17 protein-coding genes are annotated in these 17,551 nt (G+C 66.9%); 8 read left to right on the forward strand and 9 right to left on the reverse strand.

Annotated elements, in window-relative coordinates:
• Positions 1-52 precede the first annotated feature (52 nt).
• The 7 genes from cydP to ACP2WS_RS05915 all read left to right on the forward strand — a co-directional run bounded on the left by cydP (position 53) and on the right by ACP2WS_RS05915 (position 5,994).
• Positions 53-229: a cytochrome oxidase putative small subunit CydP gene (gene cydP / locus ACP2WS_RS05885; protein ID WP_374491987.1), complete on the forward strand. Its 177-nt coding sequence runs from the start codon at positions 53-55 to the stop codon at positions 227-229.
• Positions 226-1,782 (forward strand): cytochrome ubiquinol oxidase subunit I, encoded by a 1,557-nt coding sequence (locus ACP2WS_RS05890; protein ID WP_374491986.1) that lies wholly within the window; start codon positions 226-228, stop codon positions 1,780-1,782. Before cydP ends, ACP2WS_RS05890 begins: the two co-directional genes overlap by 4 nt.
• A 41-nt stretch (positions 1,783-1,823) precedes the next feature.
• Entirely contained in the window at positions 1,824-2,966 is a 1,143-nt protein-coding gene (gene cydB, locus ACP2WS_RS05895; RefSeq protein ID WP_426459927.1) for a cytochrome d ubiquinol oxidase subunit II, read from the forward strand.
• 11 nt (positions 2,967-2,977) lie between these two features.
• Entirely contained in the window at positions 2,978-3,100 is a 123-nt protein-coding gene (gene cydX / locus ACP2WS_RS05900; RefSeq protein WP_374491984.1) for a cytochrome bd-I oxidase subunit CydX, read from the forward strand.
• Between the two features lie 22 nt (positions 3,101-3,122).
• On the forward strand, positions 3,123-3,476 hold the full coding sequence (locus ACP2WS_RS05905) for a cyd operon YbgE family protein (RefSeq protein WP_426459928.1): 354 nt from the start codon (positions 3,123-3,125) through the stop codon (positions 3,474-3,476).
• Between the two features lie 133 nt (positions 3,477-3,609).
• A complete protein-coding gene (gshB, locus tag ACP2WS_RS05910) occupies positions 3,610-4,593 on the forward strand; it encodes a glutathione synthase (RefSeq protein WP_374491982.1) in 984 nt (327 codons plus the stop codon).
• 99 nt (positions 4,594-4,692) lie between these two features.
• Positions 4,693-5,994, forward strand: a complete 1,302-nt coding sequence (locus ACP2WS_RS05915) for an MFS transporter (protein ID WP_426459929.1) — start codon at positions 4,693-4,695, stop codon at positions 5,992-5,994.
• A 49-nt stretch (positions 5,995-6,043) separates the two neighbouring features.
• Here ACP2WS_RS05915 and tgt read toward each other — a convergent pair whose 3' ends face one another.
• From tgt to ACP2WS_RS05940, 5 genes are all read right to left on the reverse strand, one after another.
• Positions 6,044-7,219 carry a tRNA guanosine(34) transglycosylase Tgt gene (tgt, locus tag ACP2WS_RS05920; RefSeq protein ID WP_426459930.1) on the reverse strand — a complete coding sequence of 392 codons (1,176 nt, stop codon included), beginning with the start codon at positions 7,217-7,219 and terminating at the stop codon, positions 6,044-6,046.
• 142 nt (positions 7,220-7,361) lie between these two features.
• Positions 7,362-7,526: a hypothetical protein gene (locus ACP2WS_RS05925; RefSeq protein WP_374491979.1), complete on the reverse strand. Its 165-nt coding sequence runs from the start codon at positions 7,524-7,526 to the stop codon at positions 7,362-7,364.
• A gap of 197 nt (positions 7,527-7,723) precedes the next feature.
• On the reverse strand, positions 7,724-8,818 hold the full coding sequence (gene queA, locus ACP2WS_RS05930; RefSeq protein WP_426459931.1) for a tRNA preQ1(34) S-adenosylmethionine ribosyltransferase-isomerase QueA: 1,095 nt from the start codon (positions 8,816-8,818) through the stop codon (positions 7,724-7,726).
• A 117-nt stretch (positions 8,819-8,935) separates the two neighbouring features.
• Positions 8,936-10,423, reverse strand: a complete 1,488-nt coding sequence (locus tag ACP2WS_RS05935; RefSeq protein WP_426459932.1) for a DUF389 domain-containing protein — start codon at positions 10,421-10,423, stop codon at positions 8,936-8,938.
• Between the two features lie 40 nt (positions 10,424-10,463).
• Positions 10,464-11,702, reverse strand: coding sequence for a cation:proton antiporter (locus tag ACP2WS_RS05940; protein ID WP_426459933.1), 1,239 nt, complete (start codon positions 11,700-11,702; stop codon positions 10,464-10,466).
• A gap of 320 nt (positions 11,703-12,022) precedes the next feature.
• Between ACP2WS_RS05940 and ppk2 the strand changes: the two genes are divergently transcribed.
• Entirely contained in the window at positions 12,023-12,928 is a 906-nt protein-coding gene (ppk2, locus tag ACP2WS_RS05945) for a polyphosphate kinase 2 (RefSeq protein WP_374491975.1), read from the forward strand.
• A 35-nt stretch (positions 12,929-12,963) separates the two neighbouring features.
• Here the strand turns inward: ppk2 and ACP2WS_RS05950 are convergent, their stop codons facing one another.
• From ACP2WS_RS05950 to ACP2WS_RS05965, 4 genes are all read right to left on the reverse strand, one after another.
• On the reverse strand, positions 12,964-14,211 hold the full coding sequence (locus ACP2WS_RS05950; protein WP_426459934.1) for a hypothetical protein: 1,248 nt from the start codon (positions 14,209-14,211) through the stop codon (positions 12,964-12,966).
• A 109-nt stretch (positions 14,212-14,320) separates the two neighbouring features.
• Positions 14,321-14,497: a hypothetical protein gene (locus ACP2WS_RS05955; RefSeq protein WP_426459935.1), complete on the reverse strand. Its 177-nt coding sequence runs from the start codon at positions 14,495-14,497 to the stop codon at positions 14,321-14,323.
• 567 nt (positions 14,498-15,064) lie between these two features.
• Entirely contained in the window at positions 15,065-16,456 is a 1,392-nt protein-coding gene (locus tag ACP2WS_RS05960; RefSeq protein ID WP_426459936.1) for an NAD-dependent succinate-semialdehyde dehydrogenase, read from the reverse strand.
• Positions 16,457-16,845: 389 nt separating this feature from the next.
• Positions 16,846-17,550 (reverse strand): response regulator, encoded by a 705-nt coding sequence (locus ACP2WS_RS05965; protein ID WP_374491969.1) that lies wholly within the window; start codon positions 17,548-17,550, stop codon positions 16,846-16,848.
• Position 17,551 lies beyond the last annotated feature (1 nt).

The following is a 17,551-nucleotide window of genomic DNA, read 5'->3' on the forward strand; positions in this document are numbered from 1 at the left end:
TTGATTGTCATGTGTTTTGCAAACTGGCACGGAGTTTGTTAAGGTCTTTGTCATGTTCATGCCCCGAACCCGTCTCATGCGCCATCTCACGGTGGTGATCGTCGTCAAGATCCTTCTGCTGACGGCCTTGTGGTGGGTGTTTTTTCGGGATGCGCAGGCTCCGGTGGACAGCGAGCGCGTGGCAGAGCATTTCACCCAGTCCACCTCGACATCAGGAGCTTCGCAGTGATAACTGATCAACTGGTTGATCTCTCACGGCTGCAGTTCGCGGCCACAGCGCTCTACCACTTCCTGTTCGTGCCCCTGACGCTGGGCATGGTCTGGATGCTGGTGATCATGGAAAGCGTCTACGTGATGACCGGCAAGGTCATCTGGAAGGACATGACCCGCTACTGGGGCAAGCTTTTCGGCATCAACTTTGCCCTGGGCGTGACCACGGGCATCACCATGGAGTTCCAGTTCGGCACGAACTGGGCCTACTACTCCCACTATGTGGGCGACATCTTCGGGGCACCGCTGGCCATCGAGGGGCTCATGGCGTTCTTCCTGGAGTCCACCTTCATCGGGCTGTTCTTCTTCGGGTGGGATCGCCTGAGCCGTCCCAAGCACCTGATGGTGACCGTGCTGCTGGCGCTGGGCACCAACCTCTCGGCGCTGTGGATTCTGGTGGCCAACGGCTGGATGCAGAACCCGGTGGGCTCGGCGTTCAACTGGCAGACCATGCGCATGGAAATGACGAGTTTCTGGGAGCTGGTGTTCAACCCGGATGCCCAGGCCAAGTTCGTGCACACGGTCTCTGCCGGCTATGTGACCGGCGCCATGTTCGTGCTGGCCATTTCCTCGTGGTATCTGCTGCGGGGACGCAATGTGGAGTTCGCCAAGCGCAGCTTCCGCGTGGCGGCCGCCTTCGGGCTGGCCTCGGTGTGCTCGGTGATCGTGCTGGGTGATGAGTCCGGCTACATGGTCAGCGAGGCCCAGAAGACCAAGATGGCTGCCATCGAGGCCATGTGGAATACCGAGCCCGCCCCGGCCGGTCTGAAGCTGATTGCCGGCATCAACGAAGCCGAGCAGAAGAACGACTGGGAAGTGGAGCTGCCCTGGGTGATGGGCATCATCGGCACCCGTTCGCTCGACAAGACCATTCCGGGCATCCACGAGATCAAGGCGCAGAACCGCGAGCGCATCGTGAGCGGCATCCAGGCCGTGCAGGCGCTTGAAGCCCTGCGGCGTGACCGCAATGACGTCCAGGCTGCTGCGACCTTCAAGGCGCACCAGGCCGACCTGGGCTTCGGTCTGCTGCTCAAGAAGTACACCGCCGACGTGACCCAGGCCACCCCGGCCATGATCCAGCAGGCGGTGGACGACACCGTGCCGCACGTCACTCCCATGTTCTGGAGCTTCCGCATCATGGTGGCGCTGGGCTTCACCATGCTGGTGCTGTTCGCGCTGGCCTTCTGGCAGACGCTCAAGGGCCGCTTCACCGAGAAGCGCTGGCTGCTGCGCGCCGCCATCGTGTGCCTGCCCATGCCCTGGATCTCGATCGAGCTGGGCTGGCTGGTGGCCGAGTACGGCCGGCAGCCGTGGACGATCTATGGCGTGCTGCCCACGCACCTGTCGGTGTCGGCGCTCTCCGTGCAGAGCCTGTATGGCTCGCTCGCCGGGTTCCTGGGCTTCTATACGGTGCTCCTGATCGTGGAGATGTATCTGATGGTCAAGTTCGTGCGCTGGGGCCCCGGCAGTCTCGGCACGGGCCGCTATGACAACGAGGTCGCGCACGGCTGAGCGCCGCCCGCATCCAAGAGGAATACGAGGAGCAAACACAAATGCTGGACTATCCAACCCTCAAGATCATCTGGTGGCTGCTGGTGGGCGTGCTGCTGGTCGGCTTTGCCGTCATGGACGGCCATGACATGGGCGTGGGCACGCTGCTGCCCTTCGTCGGCAAGGGCGACGACGAGCGCCGCGTGGTCATCAACACCGTCGGCCCGCACTGGGACGGCAATCAGGTGTGGTTCATCACCGGAGGCGGCGCCATCTTTGCGGCCTGGCCACTGGTGTACGCCACGGCCTTCTCGGGCTTCTACTGGGCCATGATGGCGGTGCTCTGGGCGCTGTTCTTCCGGCCGGTGGGCTTCGACTACCGCAGCAAGATCCAGAACGCCACCTGGCGCAACACCTGGGACTGGGGCCTGTTCATCGGCGGCTTCATTCCGCCGGTCATCTTCGGCGTGGCCTTCGGCAACCTGCTGCAGGGCGTGCCCTTCCACTTCACGGGGCTGCTCGAACCCATCTACACCGGCAGCTTCTGGCAGCTGCTCAATCCCTTTGCGCTGCTTGCGGGGGTGGTGAGCAGTGCCCTGATCACCATGCACGGCGCCGTCTATCTGGCCCACCGTACCGAAGGCGACATCGAGCGCCGCGCACAGACTGCAGCCACCTGGGCGGCCGTGGTGATGGCGCTGGGCTTCGTGGCGGCCGGCCTGTGGCTGCGCTTCGGCGGCATCCAGGGCTACATGATCACGTCGCCGGTCGATCCGGCCGGGCTGCCCGACCCGCTGGCCAAGACGGTGGTGCGCAGTGCCGACGCCTGGTGGCTCAACTACGGCAGGCAGCCGCTCATCTGGCTGCTGCCTGCCCTGGGCATCGGATCGGCCCTGCTGGCAGCGACCCTGTGCCGCGCAGGCAAGACCCTCACGGCCTTCGTGATGTCGTCGCTCTCCATTCTGGGCGTGATCGGCACGGCAGGGGCTGCCATGTTCCCCTTCGTGATGCCGTCCTCCACCATGCCGAATGCCAGCCTGACCGTGTGGGACAGCGTGTCGAGCCACCTGACCCTGACCGTGATGTTCTGGGCCACGATGATCTTCATGCCGATCATCATCTTCTACACCAGCTGGGCCTACCGCGTGATGCGCGGGAAGGTGACGGTGGCGCACATCCGCGCCAATGACCATGCCGCGTATTGAAAGGAATGCACATGTGGTACTTCGCTTGGATATTGGGTGTCGGGTTTGCCGTGCTGCTGGCCATCCTGAACGCCATGTGGGGCGAGCACGAGGAACACCGTCAGGCGGCTCCCTCGCCCGATGAACACGCCTGAGCCACAGGCACAGGCACAGGCCATGGCATCCGCTCCCCGCCCCGATGACGGACCGCCTTCCGCGCCCCTCCCTGCGGAGGAAGCGCCCGAGGGTTCCCTGAGCCTGCCCCTGCTGTGCGTAGGGCTGGTGCTCATGCTGGGGCTGAGCCTGTATCCGCCCCTCGTGACACGGGCGGACGGCAAGCCCGATCACCTGCTCCTCATGCTGCTGGGCTGGGCCATGGCAGCGGGGCTGGTGCGAGGCATCGGCTTCATCCCGCGGCTGGCAGTGTGGCGCTGGCTGCTGTCGGGGTGGGCCTGCCTGGGAGCCCTTGTGGCCGCTGCAGCCTGGTGGTGGCTGCACGGCGGGGCTTCCGCTTTCCCTTTCGCACACTGATGTGCTCCCGGTCGGTCCGCCTGCTCCAAGGTCCGGCCGGTTTTTTTGTGTGGGGCTCCGTGTGCCCCTGACTCCCGGCAGGGCATGGCGCGGGAGTGCGCGGGACCGAAGGGCCCGGCGTACACTTGCCGGCATGAAACTGCTCTTCGTCGCCGATCCCCTCGAATCCTTCGTCATCTACAAGGACAGTACCTACGCCATGATGCGCGAGGCACAGTCCCGCGGGCATACCGTGAGCGCCTGCGAGCCGCGCGACCTGCACTGGTCCGCGCACAGCCACAGCGCCACCGGCAGGATCAGCGCCGTGGTGCGCGACATCACCCTCACGGGCGAGAAGCCGCTGTGGTTCACCGAGGCCGAACCCGCAGGCCGCCGCCGGCGCGTGGCGCTGTGCGATATGGATGCCGTCATCATGCGCAAGGACCCGCCCTTCGATGGCGAGTTCTTCTACTGCACCCACATGCTCTCGCAGGCCGAGCGAGAGGGCGCGCGCGTGTTCAACCGGCCCGGCGCGCTGCGCGAACACCCCGAGAAGCTCGCGATCATGGAGTTTCCGCAGTACATTGCGCCGACTCTGGTCACGCGCAATCCGGCCGACATCCGCGCCTTCCATGCCGAGCACCAGGACGTGATCCTCAAGCCGCTCGACGGCATGGGCGGCATGGGCATTTACCGGGTGCGGGCGGACGGACTCAACCTGGGCAGCATCATCGAGACCCTCAACCAGGGCGGCCGCACCAGCGTGATGGTGCAGAAGTACCTGCCCGAGATCGTCGACGGCGACAAGCGCGTGCTCATCATCGACGGCGAGCCCGTGCCCTACTGCCTGGCCCGCATTCCGCAGGGCAACGAGGTGCGGGGCAATCTCGCCGCCGGCGGCAAGGGCGTGGCACAGCCGCTCACCGAGGCCGACCGGACCACTGCGCGGGCCATCGGGCAGGTGCTTGCGCCGCGCGGGCTCACGCTCATCGGGCTCGACATCATCGGCACCCGGGTGACCGAGATCAACGTCACGAGCCCCACCTGCTTCCAGGAAATCCAGGTCCAGAAGGGCTGCAACGTGGCGGCCCTGTTCATCGACGCCATCGAGCGCGGGGTGTTGACGCAGCGCGTCTGAGCCTGCGGCCGGCGTCCCTGTGGCGCCTTGCGCGCCGGCGCAGCCTGGCAAGGCGGCGCCGAGCGCTTCGGGCGTCTGCCCGCTTTTCTGGAACCCACCATGTCCGCCACCTCAGCCCCTGCCACCGTCTCCCACCGTATGCTCGATCGTTCGGACATGCGGACCCTGGCCCTGTCCTCGCTGGGCGGGGCGCTGGAGTTCTACGACTTCATCATCTTCGTCTTCTACGCCAAGCTCATCAGCGAGCTGTTCTTTCCGCGGCAGCTCGATCCGTTCTGGGCCCTGCTGACCACCTATGGCATCTTTGCGGCAGGGTATTTCTTCCGGCCCGTGGGGGGCATCGTGATGGCGCACTTCGGCGACCGCCTGGGACGCAAGCGCATGTTCACGCTCTCCATCCTGCTGATGGCGCTGCCGACCTTCGCCATCGGGCTGCTGCCCACCTATGCGGCCGTGGGGGTAGCGGCGCCGCTTTTGCTGCTAACCATGCGCATCCTGCAGGGGGTGGCCATCGGGGGCGAGATTCCGGCGGCCTGGACCTTCGTGTCCGAGCACGTGCCGCAGCGGCATGTGGGGCTGGCCAACGGGGTGCTGTGCGCGGGGCTGAACGTGGGCATTCTCATCGGCTCGCTGGTGGCGCTCGGGGTGGAGCGCAGCTTCTCGCCGGCGGACATCCATGACGGGGCCTGGCGGCTGCCCTTTCTGCTGGGCGGGGTGCTGGGGCTGGTGACCATGTACCTGCGCCGCTGGCTGCAGGAAACGCCGGTGTTCCGCGAGATGCAGGCCCGGCGCGCCCTCTGCGAGGGCATCCCACTCAAGGCGGTGCTGACCCGGCACGTCGGTGGCGTGGTGCTCTCGATGCTGCTGACCTGGGTGCTGACTGCCTGCATCATGGTGGCGCTGCTGTCGACGCCGCAGCTCATGAGCGGCACCTTCCATGTGCCGCGGGCCACTGCGTTCACGCTGCAGAGCTGGGCCATTGTGGCGGGCGCGGTCGGCTGTGTGCTCGTGGGGGGACTGTGCGACCGATTCGGGGTGGGCAACACCCTGCTGGGCGTCGGCCTGCTGGAGCTGGTGGCCTGCACCTTCTACTACACGGGACTGGGGCACATGGCGTGGGGGACGGTGGCCTTCTGGTATGTGCTCATGGGGGCCGGCACCGGCATGGCGGCTGCGGTGCCTGCCGCCATGGTGCGCAGCTTTCCGGCGCCGGTGCGGCTCTCGGGGGTCTCGTTCTCGTACAACGTGTGCTATGCCGTGTGCGGGGGCGTGACCTTTCCGCTCATCACCGTGCTGTCGCGCCATAGCCCCATAGGCGGCATGTACTACCTGTGGGGCATCTGTCTGCTGGCCATGCTCTGCGGGCTGGTGGTGCGCTCGCAGCGCGAATCGGGCCTCTGACCCACAGCCTTCCGGACCACGCCGCCCCCAAACCGGGCGGGGGCAGGCTTCAGACGCCCCGTGCGCGCTCGGCGTGGAAGCGTGCCACCCAGGCCTCGAAGGCACCTGCATCCATCGCTTCGCGAATCTCGCGCATCAGGTGGAGGTAGTAGTGCAGGTTGTGGATGGTCGTGAGCATGGGGCCCAGCATCTCGCCGCACCGGTCGAGGTGGTGCAGATAGGCACGGCTGAAGCCATCGCGTCCCCCGGCGGCATAGGGCACTCCGCTTGCGCCCGCACAGGCATAGCAGGTGCAGGTCTCGTCGAGCGGACGGGCGTCGGTCTTGTGCCGGGCGTTGCGGATCTTGAGGTCTCCGAAGCGCGTGAACACATGGCCGTTGCGTGCGTTGCGGGTGGGCATGACGCAGTCGAACATGTCCACGCCATGCTGCACGCCGTGCACGAGGTCCTCCGGTGTGCCCACGCCCATGAGATAGCGGGGCTTGTGGGCGGGGAGCTGGTGCGGGGTGTGCGCGGTGATGCGCTGCATGTCTTCCTTGGGTTCGCCCACGCTCACGCCACCGACGGCATAGCCGGGGAAGTCCATTTCCACGAGCTGTTCGAGAGATTCCTGGCGCAGGTGCTCGAACATGCCGCCCTGCACGATGCCGAAGAGGGCGTTGGGGTTTTCCAGCCGGGCGAATTCGTCGCTGCAGCGACGGGCCCAGCGCAGGCTGAGCTCCATCGAGGCGCGGGCCTCGGCCTCGGTGGTGATGTGGCCGCGCGTCTCGTAGGGCGTGCATTCGTCGAACTGCATGACGATGTCCGAGTTCAGCACGGTCTGGATCTGCATGCTGATCTCGGGCGTGAGAAAGAGGCGGTCGCCGTTGACGGGGCTGGCAAAGCGCACGCCTTCCTCGCTGATCTTGCGCATCTCGCCGAGGCTCCATACCTGGAAGCCCCCGCTGTCGGTGAGGATCGGCTTGTGCCAGTTCTCGAAGGCGTGCAGCCCGCCGAACTGGCGCAGGATGTCGAGTCCCGGCCGCATCCACAGGTGGAAGGTGTTGCCCAGGATGATCTGGGCGCCCATGTCGTGCAGGCTCCGGGGCATGACGCCCTTGACCGTGCCATAGGTGCCCACGGGCATGAAGATGGGGGTTTCCACCACGCCGTGCGTGAGCGTCATGCGGCCACGGCGGGCCATGCCCTGAGCCCCGTGGGTGGAGAGAAGTTCGAATTGCAGCATGGGCGAGATTGTAGTCAGGCCCGTGCTGCCCTGCCGGCTCCTGGCGGCGACAGGCCGCAGGAGGCTCAGGCCAGGAGGGTGTCGTGTGCTCCCTGCTCAGGGAGGGGGCGGGAGTGCGGATTCCTGCCCCGGCCGTGCAGGATCAGGGCTGTTCCTGCGGGGTGTGCGAATCGGCCACGGTCTGGAAATGGGCCGGCGGGTGGGCGCGGCTGGCGTGGTCGGACTTGTCCCAGGCCCAGGCGGCCAGCAGACTGAAGGAGAACAAGATGACGAGGGACGCCAGAAGGCGCCCGAGCAGACCGACCATGATGTGAGCAATTCCTGTGCAATGGATGTCAGATTGTGCCAGCCGTGCACCGCACTGGGTCGGCGGGCTGCGCGGAAAGCGGGCAGAAGCCGCCAGGAATTACCGATCGTTGCATTTGCCGTGCGGGCCGTTGGCGCAGGGCAACGGTTCGGGGCGGCAGGCACCGCAGCGGTGCGCAGCGGCCGCCCCGTGCGGGATCAGGACTGTGGCTGCAGTGCCTGTGCCTGTGCCCATGCCTGGGCCTGCGGTTGGCGGGCCAGCAGCATGGCATCTCCGTAGCTGAAGAACCGGTAGCGCTCGGCAATGGCATGGCGGTAGAGCGCCATGACGTGCGCATGTCCCGAGAGGGCGCTCACCAGCATCATCAGCGTGCTCTTGGGCAGGTGAAAGTTGGTGAGCAGCAGATCGACCACCCGGAACTGGAAGCCCGGGGTGATGAAGATGTCGGTATCGCCCACGGTCTCGCCGGTGGCGGCCCAGCTCTCCAGTGCCCGCACGCTGGTGGTGCCGATGGCCAGCACCCGCCCGCCGCGGGCACGGCAGGCCTCGATGGCGGCGATGGTGGTCTCGGGGACCTGGTAGCGTTCGTGGTGCATCACATGGTCGGCGATGCGCTCGGTCTTGACCGGCTGGAAGGTGCCGGCACCCACATGGAGCGTCACGTTGGCACGCTGCACGCCCAGGGCATCGAGCCGCTCCAGCATGGCCTCGTCGAAGTGCAGGGCCGCCGTGGGGGCAGCCACGGCACCGGGCTGGCGTGCGAACACGGTCTGGTAGCGGCGCTCATCCTCTTCGTCGTCGGCGTGGGCGATGTAGGGCGGCAGGGGCACATGGCCGTGGCGGGCCATGAGCGTGTAGGGGTCGTCGCTGAAGCGGAAGCGGAAGATGGGGCCGTCTTCATGGGGCCAGCGGCCGAGCAGGGTGGCGGTGAAGCCACCGTCCATGTCCAGCACGGTGCCGGGTGCGGGCTTCTTGCTCACCTTCATGTGGGCGGCCACGGTGTACGGCTCGCCCGGCTCCAGCAGCACCCGCTCCACCAGGAGTTCGAGTCGTCCGCCGCTCGGCTTGCGGCCATAGAGGCGGGCCTTGACCACCTGGGTGTCGTTGAAGACCATGAGATCGCCTGCCCGCAGCAGGCCGGGCAGGTCACGGAACTGACGATCCACGGGCTGCTCGCCTGTGCCGTCGAGCAGGCGCGAGCCGCTGCGCTCGGCAGCGGGGTGCTGGGCAATGAGCTCCGGAGGAAGGTCGAAATCGTAGTCGCTGAGGGTATGGGTGAAATCGGCGCACATGGCAGGCAGACGGACGCAGGCAAAGGCGCTAGCTTACCGCGCGCAGCCCCACCGCTGCACATGGCCTCCCATGCGGCCCGATGCGGGGCAGGGGCAGTCTTCGCCCATAGGGCGGCATCATGGGCGGATGCCGGACGCTGCGGCCGTCGACGCAGAGGCGGCCGAGGCCGGGGATGCGGGCGGGGCAATGGCCGGGCCGACCGTGAAGTGGACGTGCACGTCCGTCTGGCCGAGGCGGGCCTTGAACCAGTCGATGATGCGCTGGCGGTCGGCTTCGCGCAGGGGGGCTTCGGTGCGCACTTCCAGTGCGTAGGCCGGAGTGGAGGTGCCCTGCGGATACAGGAACAGTCCTTCGCCGAGGAACACGTTGGACACGGACGGGTACAGCGCCCGCAGCTCGCGCACCATCGCATCGGTCTGCCGGGTCAGGGCGTTGCGCCGGTCGAGCTGGCTCTGGGTCTGCTGGAGTTTCTCGGTCATCTGCCGCAGGGCCTCTTCCTGCCCCTGGACCACGCCAGCGGTGTCGCGCTGGATGTCCTGCAGCAGGGTGGATCGCAGCGAGCCCATGTCGGGCTGGAGGCGGTCGGTCTGGTAGACCTTGAGGGTGCTGCCGCGCAGGGGCGTGGCAGCGAGGCGGTCGCGGATCTGGGCCAGCGTGGCCTCGGGGACGGGGGAGCCGATGAGGGCCACCTCGATGGCCCGGCTTGCCGGCGTGACGCGGATGTCCGTCACGTGGCTGAGCGGAAAGCTGAACTGCTGGGCCACGAACTGGCGGGCACGCGACTTGTAGAGCTCCACGTTGACGAGCTGGGTGGCCAGCCAGGCGCTCGGCAGGGCGGTGGCCAGCGCCACGAGCCACAGCACGATCTTGACGCGGTATTCGGTGCGGCGGTCGATGAAGCGGTGCGCGGGCATGTGCATGAGCCGCAGCGCGATGAGGGTGGGCAGGGCGATGAAGACGCAGTTGATGAAGTACAGGTAGAGCGCGTTGCCGAAGAAGTGCCACTGCTGGGTGGCAAGGCCGTAGCCGGCGGTGCAGATGGGCGGCATGAGCGCCGTGGCAATGGCCACCCCTGGAATGACGTTGGTGGTTTCGCGCCGGGTGATGCCGAGCACGCCGGCGATGCCGCCGAAGAAGGCGATGAGCACGTCCCACAGCGTGGGCGAGGAGCGTGCCAGCAGCTCGGAGCCGGCCTCGCGCAGGGGGCTGATGGCAAAGTACAGCGCCGAGACGGCCAGGCTGATGCCTGTGGCCACGAGCAGGTTGAACACCGAGCGCTTGATGAGGGCAAAGTCGTACACCGCCATGCTGTAGCCGATGCCGATGATGGGCCCCATGAGCGGCGAGATGAGCATGGCGCCGATGATGACGGCAGTGGAGTTGACGTTGAGCCCGATCGAGGCGATCAGGATGGCCGACATCAGGATCCAGGGAGTGGTGCCCGTGAGCTCGACCGAATCCCGGATGCGGGCATCGATGTCGGCGGGGGCGGCCTGGTCGATGCCGAGCTGGAACTTGCGGCCGAAGCGCCGCGGCAGATCGGGATGGTGGGCAGACTCGGGCTCCAGGGCAGGAGCGTCGGGGCGGGAATCGGGCTGGGTCATGGCAGGGAGTCGGATCGGAGAGGGAGCATGGAGCGCGTCGTCAGGCATCCTGCTGCAGGGTGCGCTGGAGCACGCCGCCCATGGTCATGCCCTGCACCAGCAGGGAGAACACCACCACGCAGTAGGTGAGCGCCAGGATGGCCGAGCGCGCCTCTCCGGCCGGCAGCGAGAGGGCCAGCGCCACCGAGATGCCGCCGCGCACGCCGCCCCAGGTGAGCACCTTCCAGGAGCCGGGAGGCAGGCGCAGCCAACGGCCGAAGGCCCAGGTGGGCAGTCCGGCCGACACGAAGCGCGCCAGCAGCGCCACTCCCACGGCGCAGGCGCCCAGCCCCAGCAGCTGAGGACTGAAGGGGATGAGCAGCAGCTCCAGCCCCAGAAAGACGAAGAGCACCGCATTGAGGATCTGGTCCATCAGCTCCCAGAACATGTCCACGTGTTGCCGGGTCAGCTCGGACATGGCCGAGGCCCGTCCCGCGTTGCCCACGAGCAGGCCGGTGACCACCATGGCCAGCGGGCCGGAGCATTCGAGGTGCAGCGCGAGCTGGTAGCCCCCGAGCACGCCCGCGAGCGTGAGCATGACCTCCACCACGTAGTTGTCGATGCTGCGCATGAGCAGGTTGAGCAGCAGCCCGAGGGCCAGCCCCAGAGCCAGGCCGCCTCCCACTTCCTGGCCCACGGTGTGCAGGATGCCCTGCATGTCGGGACTCTGTCCGCTCACGGCCATGCGGGTGAAGAGCACGAAGAGCACCACGCCCACGCCGTCGTTGAACAGCGATTCGCCCGCGATGGTCACCGACATGCTGGCCGGGGCCTTGTAGCGCTGCAGCAGTCCCATGACGGCCACCGGATCGGTGGGCGAGATCAGGGCGCCGAACACCATGCAGTACCACAGCGACAGCGGCAGCCCTGCCCAGCCCGCCAGCATCCAGGTGATCCAGCCGACGATGACGGTGGACACCAGCGTGGCCACGATCGACAGGGCCAGCACCGCGAGCCGGTAGCTGCGCAGCTGGTCGAAGCGCACGTGCAGGGCTCCGGCAAACAGCAGCAGCGAGAGCATGCCGTCCATCAGCATGGCGGAGAAGTCCACGTCGTTCAGAAAGGCCGTCACCGGCCGGTAGGCGAACTCCCACCCCAGATGGTGCGTGACCACCAGTCCGAGCGAGAGCACCATGGCGATCGTCATCACGCCCACCGTGCCTGGCAGGCGGATCCAGCGTTCGTTCACGTAGGCGAACAGGGCGGTGACGACGAGACAGGCAACGGCAATATCGAACATGGGCAAGGAAGCGGCGGTGGCAGGCGTGCAGGGCACGCACCGGCAAGGGGCTGCAGCGTGTGTGCGGCAGAAGGACACAGACAGGGGGCGAGCAGACGATGTCCGCCTGCGCAGCGGCCCGGGGCAAGGGGACTCGGCACGGGCCGCCATGCGCTGCATTATCCCCTGACGGCTGGAGCCTGGGGTGCGCCAGGGGCGTGGAGCGGCTCGGCACAGCCGGCATCGAACTGTCACATGATTGCGGTACCCTCGAAGACCGGAATACACAGACTGGCCCCCTGTGCGCGCGGAGGGCCGGATGCACGAGGAGACCCCGCGACATGAACAAGGAAGAACTGGTCCAGCGCCTGCAGAGCGACCTGCTCGACGGCTACGACGAAGAGCTCGAAATGGAGCTGGAGGACCGCAACATCGACCGCCTGGCCCAGGTGATGACCGACAGCGATGCCTACAGGGAAGCCCGGAGAACCTACTTCCGCGAGCTGTTCCGGCTGCAGGCCGAGCTCGTCAAGCTGCAGGACTGGGTGGTGCACACCGGCTACAAGCTCATCGTGATCTTCGAGGGGCGGGATGCGGCCGGCAAGGGCGGCATCATCAAGCGCATCACGCAGCGGCTCAATCCGCGCGTGTGCCGGGTGGCAGCCCTGCCCGCGCCCAGCGACCGCGAGCGCACGCAGTGGTATTTCCAGCGCTACGTGAGCCATCTGCCGGCAGCCGGCGAGATGGTGCTGTTCGACCGCAGCTGGTACAACCGCGCCGGTGTCGAGCGGGTCATGGGGTTCTGCAGCGACGACGAGCTCGAACAGTTCTTCCGCGACGTGCCCGAGTTCGAGAAGATGCTGGTGCGCTCCGGCATCAAGCTCATCAAGTACTGGTTCTCGATCTCCGACGACGAGCAGCACACCCGCTTCCTCGGGCGCATCTACGATCCGCTCAAGCAGTGGAAGCTCAGCCCCATGGACCTGGAGAGCCGGCGCCGCTGGGAGGACTACACCCGCGCCAAGGAAGACATGTTCGAGCGCACGCACATCCCCGAGGCGCCCTGGTGGGTCGTGCAGGCCGACGACAAGAAAAAGGCCCGCCTCAACTGCATCGAGCACCTGCTCAGCCAGATCCCCTACTACGAGATCGACCGCCCCGAGATCGTCCTGCCCGAGCGGGTGCATCACCTCGACTACGAGCGCCACCCCGTGCCGCCCGAGATGATGGTGCCGGAGAAGTTCTGAGGCGCGGTCGGGGCGCACACCCGCCGGAGGCGGGGCTATCGGCCTCCGGCCGCCCTGACCTCGGACAGAAACGCCTCGAACGTGCGTCTGGCCGCCGGGGTGAGAGAGGGCGCAAGGCGCGCGAACGGAATTTCCGCATCCTCGGCACAGGCCTGCACGACATGGGGCATCTCGGGCGTGAAGGCCATGCCTCTGGCCGTGAGGTGCGGGCTCCAGAACGTGGTGCTCCGTGCCGCGTCCCGGCAGTCGGCATCGTGGCGGGGATAGGCGGCCTCGATGAGCCGGCGGAACGCCGGGGTGTAGGTGGGGGGCAGATCGAAGGCATCTGCTTCCCTGTCGGTGCCAGCGCCAGCGCCGGCGGGCGGTCTGGAGCGTTGCCTGTGCAGGGCCGTGGCGGTGAACCATGAATAGAGATCGACCACCGCGCCGTGCCGCAGGTCCCAGGTCTGGTAATCCACCCCGGCGCTGGGATGAGCGCCCCCGCAGGTGACGGAGGTGCTGTTCTGTACCACCAGCCAGCCCGGGGTCAGGATCAGTGGGGTCAGCGTGGTCGAGATCGCGCCGTCGAGTCCGCTCTGTCCCAGCGCGGCCCGTGAACAGGCGAAATGGGCCGCATCCTCCCGGCTGCGGGGCACTGGCCGGGAGAGTGCCGCGTTCACCCGGCGGATTTCGGGCGAGTCGCCAGGAAGCTGGAAGGTCTCGATGGACGAGTCCTCGAACTGCCTGCCGGGATCGACCTGCACGCGCGTGTAGGTCCGGCCCATGAGGGTGGCCGGCCGTGTCGTCACCACCGGGCGGGTGTAGCGGGGCGCGCTGAAGGCCACGCTGCCGCAGGGCGACTCGCCGGCGGAGGTGCTTGTCTGCGGTACCGGGACGCGCTGCAGCCGCAGCGGCAGCGTGCGGGAGCCGCTCTGCCAGACCCCCTGCAGATGATGGTCGTTCAGTGGGGTGATGCGCCACAGCGGCCCCTTGCCAGGTGTGCGGCCGTACGGGGACTCGCTCCACACCGGGAGCGTGGCACTGTTCGTGGGGCGGTCGAGCGGCCCCAGTGAAATGATTTTCAGGTGCTTCAGGTAGTAGTAGGCTCCGAAATCCCGGTCCAGACAGACCTGCACCGGAGCCTGACCGATGGTGCCGCGCCACACCCCCTGCCAGGTCGAGGGTGCGGGACTCTGGGCCTGTGCAGGGGCAGCTGCGAGCCCCAGCGCGGTGCCGAGGAAACTCGTCAGCACGGCCTGCAGCAGGATGGAGCGAGGAAGGTGCAGAGCCTGATGACAGCGCATGGAAGATTCCTGGTCGAGGAGGGCAAAAAAGGATCAGTCACAGGACTGCAAGGTGGCAAGGAGGACGTGCCAGGCCTCGGTGGCCATGCGGGAGAACACGATCCGGGCATCAGACCCGGGAAACCCACAGCGGCAGGTCGCGCATGTGCCGCATCGTCCTGCCCTGAACCTTCTGGCAGTGCATGATGGCCTTGCCCACGGTCGAGAGATGCAGGTTCAGGGTGTGGCTTTCGAACTGCGGCCACTCTACCCGATCGATCGAACCTGCAGCCGGCCCAGCACCCAAGGGTTTGCAGTGCCTTGCGATCCAGCCATGGCTGCTCCCGCTCTCTGTCGATGCAGGCATCCGATTGCCCCCTCACTCCATTCCTTGAGGTGATCATAAAAATGAGGCGACACCTGGATCGCCTCGTGGACGCTGCGTGGTGGGCTCCCCTGACCACCAACGGAACCTTTGGGCCCCAGGTCTGCCCTCAACGATTGTCGGGAGGCTTTGCCGCAGCGTCTTGCCCTCAATCTACTGCATAGGGGCCTGCAGTGCAACGCAAGGGACGATATGGGGGTGAGGGATGTGTACAGCCCGCTGTACACGGGCGCATTCCATGCGGTGGTGCACCTGGGGCTGGACGCAGCTCCATCTCCTTCAGCAGGGCCTGCGGCACAGCCACGCCCCACCTCACTTCCATGCCCTGTGTGCGATGCCGGAGGGGCGCCCTGCATCGCACGGAATTCCCCAACGAAAAATGGCCTCGAACGACGAGGCCATGCGGCTATTCCGTCATGGGGTCTGCGGCCCATGGCGGGGGACGGCGGTCGGCACCTCTTGGAGAGGCACCGATCGCGCCGACCCTGCTCAGAACGGGGCGTCGATGTCCACCACGTCGATGAGCTTGTGGTTCACGAATTCCTTGATGCCCAGGCCCAGCAGCTCACGGCCATAGCCGGAGCGGCGGATGCCGCCGAAGGGCAGGTCGGCTTCCACCTTGGTGGGGTGGTTGACGAACACCATGCCGGTGGAGATCTGGGCTGCCACTTCGGCGCCGTGGGCCGTGTCGCGCGTGAACACCGAGCCGCCCAGGCCGAAGGGCGAGTCGTTGGCGATGCGGATGGCATCGGCCTCGTCGCGGGCACGGAACAGCATCGACACCGGGCCAAACAGCTCCATGGAGTACACCGGGTTGTCCTCGCCCACCTCGGTCAGGATGGTGGGCTGCACGAAGGCGCCCTGCGTGGGCACCGGCGCACCCACCTGCTCGGCGCGTGCGCCGTGAGAGATGGCGAATTCGATCTTTTCCTTGAGCTCGTCGGCAGCGCCCTGGGACGACAGCGGTGCAAGCGTGGTGGCAGGGTCGAGCGGATCACCGGCCACGAGTTTGGCCACGCCCTCGCGGTACAGAGCCAGGAAGCGGTCGTACACCTCGTCGACGATGATCATGCGCTTGGAGGACACACACACCTGACCGCCGTTCCAGTGGCGACCGAACACGGCCCACTTGACCGTCTTTTCCAGATCGGCATCGGCGAGCACCACGAAGGCATCGGCGCCGCCGAGTTCCATGGTGGACTTCTTGAGGGCCTTGCCGGCCGCAGCGGCGACGATGGAGCCAGCCGCTTCGGATCCGGTCAGGGCCACGCCGTGCACGCGCGGGTCGTTGAGCACCAGCTCGATCTGGCTGTGGGCCATGTACAGGTTGATGAAGGCGCCTGCGGGCAGACCGGCTTCGCGCATCAGTGCCTCGAAGGCGGCAGCGGACTGCGGCACGTTGGAGGCATGCTTGAGCAGCATGGTGTTGCCGGCGGAGAGCTGGGGCGCCAGGATGCGGGCGATCTGGTAGTAGGGGAAGTTCCAGGGCTCGATGGCGAGCAGCACGCCCAGGGGCTCATGCACCAGCACGGCGTCGCCTTCGGCAGCGTCGAGCACCGGCAGCTTTTCGGGCTTGAGCAGCGCTTCGGCGTTGCGCACGTAGTATTCGAGGATCTTGGCGGAGAGTTCGACTTCGGCATGGGCCTCGGTCAGGAGCTTGCCCATTTCCAGGGTGAGCAGGCGGGCGTAGCGGTCTGCGTCCTTGCGCAGCAGGTCGGCGGCTTTCTGCAGGATGGTGGCACGCTCGGCAAAGGATGTCTTGCGCCAGTCGAGGAACGCGGCATGCGACTGGTCGATGGCGGCCTGCACTTCGGCGTCGGTGGCGGTGGGGAACGTCTTGAGGGTTTCACCCGTGTACGGGTTGACGGTTGCATAAGACATGAAGGTCTCCTTTTTGGAAAAAGAAGGCGTGGCCGGCGTACTCCTGGAATCATGCCGGACCGGGGGACTCATGAACTGCCGAAACCCTCGGGCCCCTGACTTCGGAACGCTGTCCGGCGGTCTTTCCGATCCGCGCGCCGACACGCCCGTTGTCCTGTCGGCGGGCCTTTGCAGGTGTGCGCAGATCGCGTCCGCAGGAACTGTGGGGCACTCTAGCACTGGCCCCATGCTGCGGTGCAGCCGGTTGCGGGCATATCCCTGCTGAACGGGAGGGTGACTTGCAGACGGCGTGCAGCCGCTGCACTTTGAGGCTATGGAACATACGCCGTGCAGTGCTCGATGCGCAGTGCGCCGGGGCGGAAGCGCTGCTCCTGCAGAGCCGGGCAGCCTCAGCCGGCAGAACCGTCCGCCGGCTTGTCGTAGCCGTGCTCGACGGCATATACGGCGGCCTGCACGCGGCTGTGCAGGTCGAGCTTGCGCAGGATGTTCTGCACATGAACCTTGATGGTGCTCTCGGCCACGTCGAGGGTGCGGGCGATCTGCTTGTTGCTCGCGCCCCGGGCCAGCCAGGTCAGGGTCTCGCGTTCGCGCGGGGTGAGGGATTCGTATTCGGGCGGCACGCTTTCCACGACGGGGGCGCGCAGCTTCTGCACGAGCTTGGCCGTCATCTCGGGCGAGAGCACGCTGTCGCCGGCCACGGCGCGCCGGATGCTGCCGAGCAGGAAATCGGCATCGATCTTCTTGAGCAGGTAGCCGCGCGCGCCCATCTTCATGCATTCGGCCAGGTCGTCGCTGTCTTCCGAGACGGTGAGCATCAGCACGGCGAGATCGGGATGCGTGTCGAGCATCTGCGCCAGGGCATCGCGGCCGTGCATGACGGGCATGTCGAGGTCGAGCAGCACCACGTCCGGGCGCAGCTGCTGGGCGAGCTTGACCCCTTCGAGGCCGTCGCCGGCCTCGCCCACCACCTGCAGGTCGGGCTGGCGCTGCAGCAGGGCCTTGAGGCCGCTGCGGAAGAGGGTGTGGTCGTCCACGAGCAGGATGCGGATGGGCGCATCGGACGAAGCGGAGGGGAGGGGAGAGGCGTCGGTCATG

Origin of the sequence: Brachymonas moutaii (nom. illeg.) (assembly GCF_049977365.1) — a bacterium.
GTDB lineage: Bacteria > Pseudomonadota > Gammaproteobacteria > Burkholderiales > Burkholderiaceae_C > Brachymonas.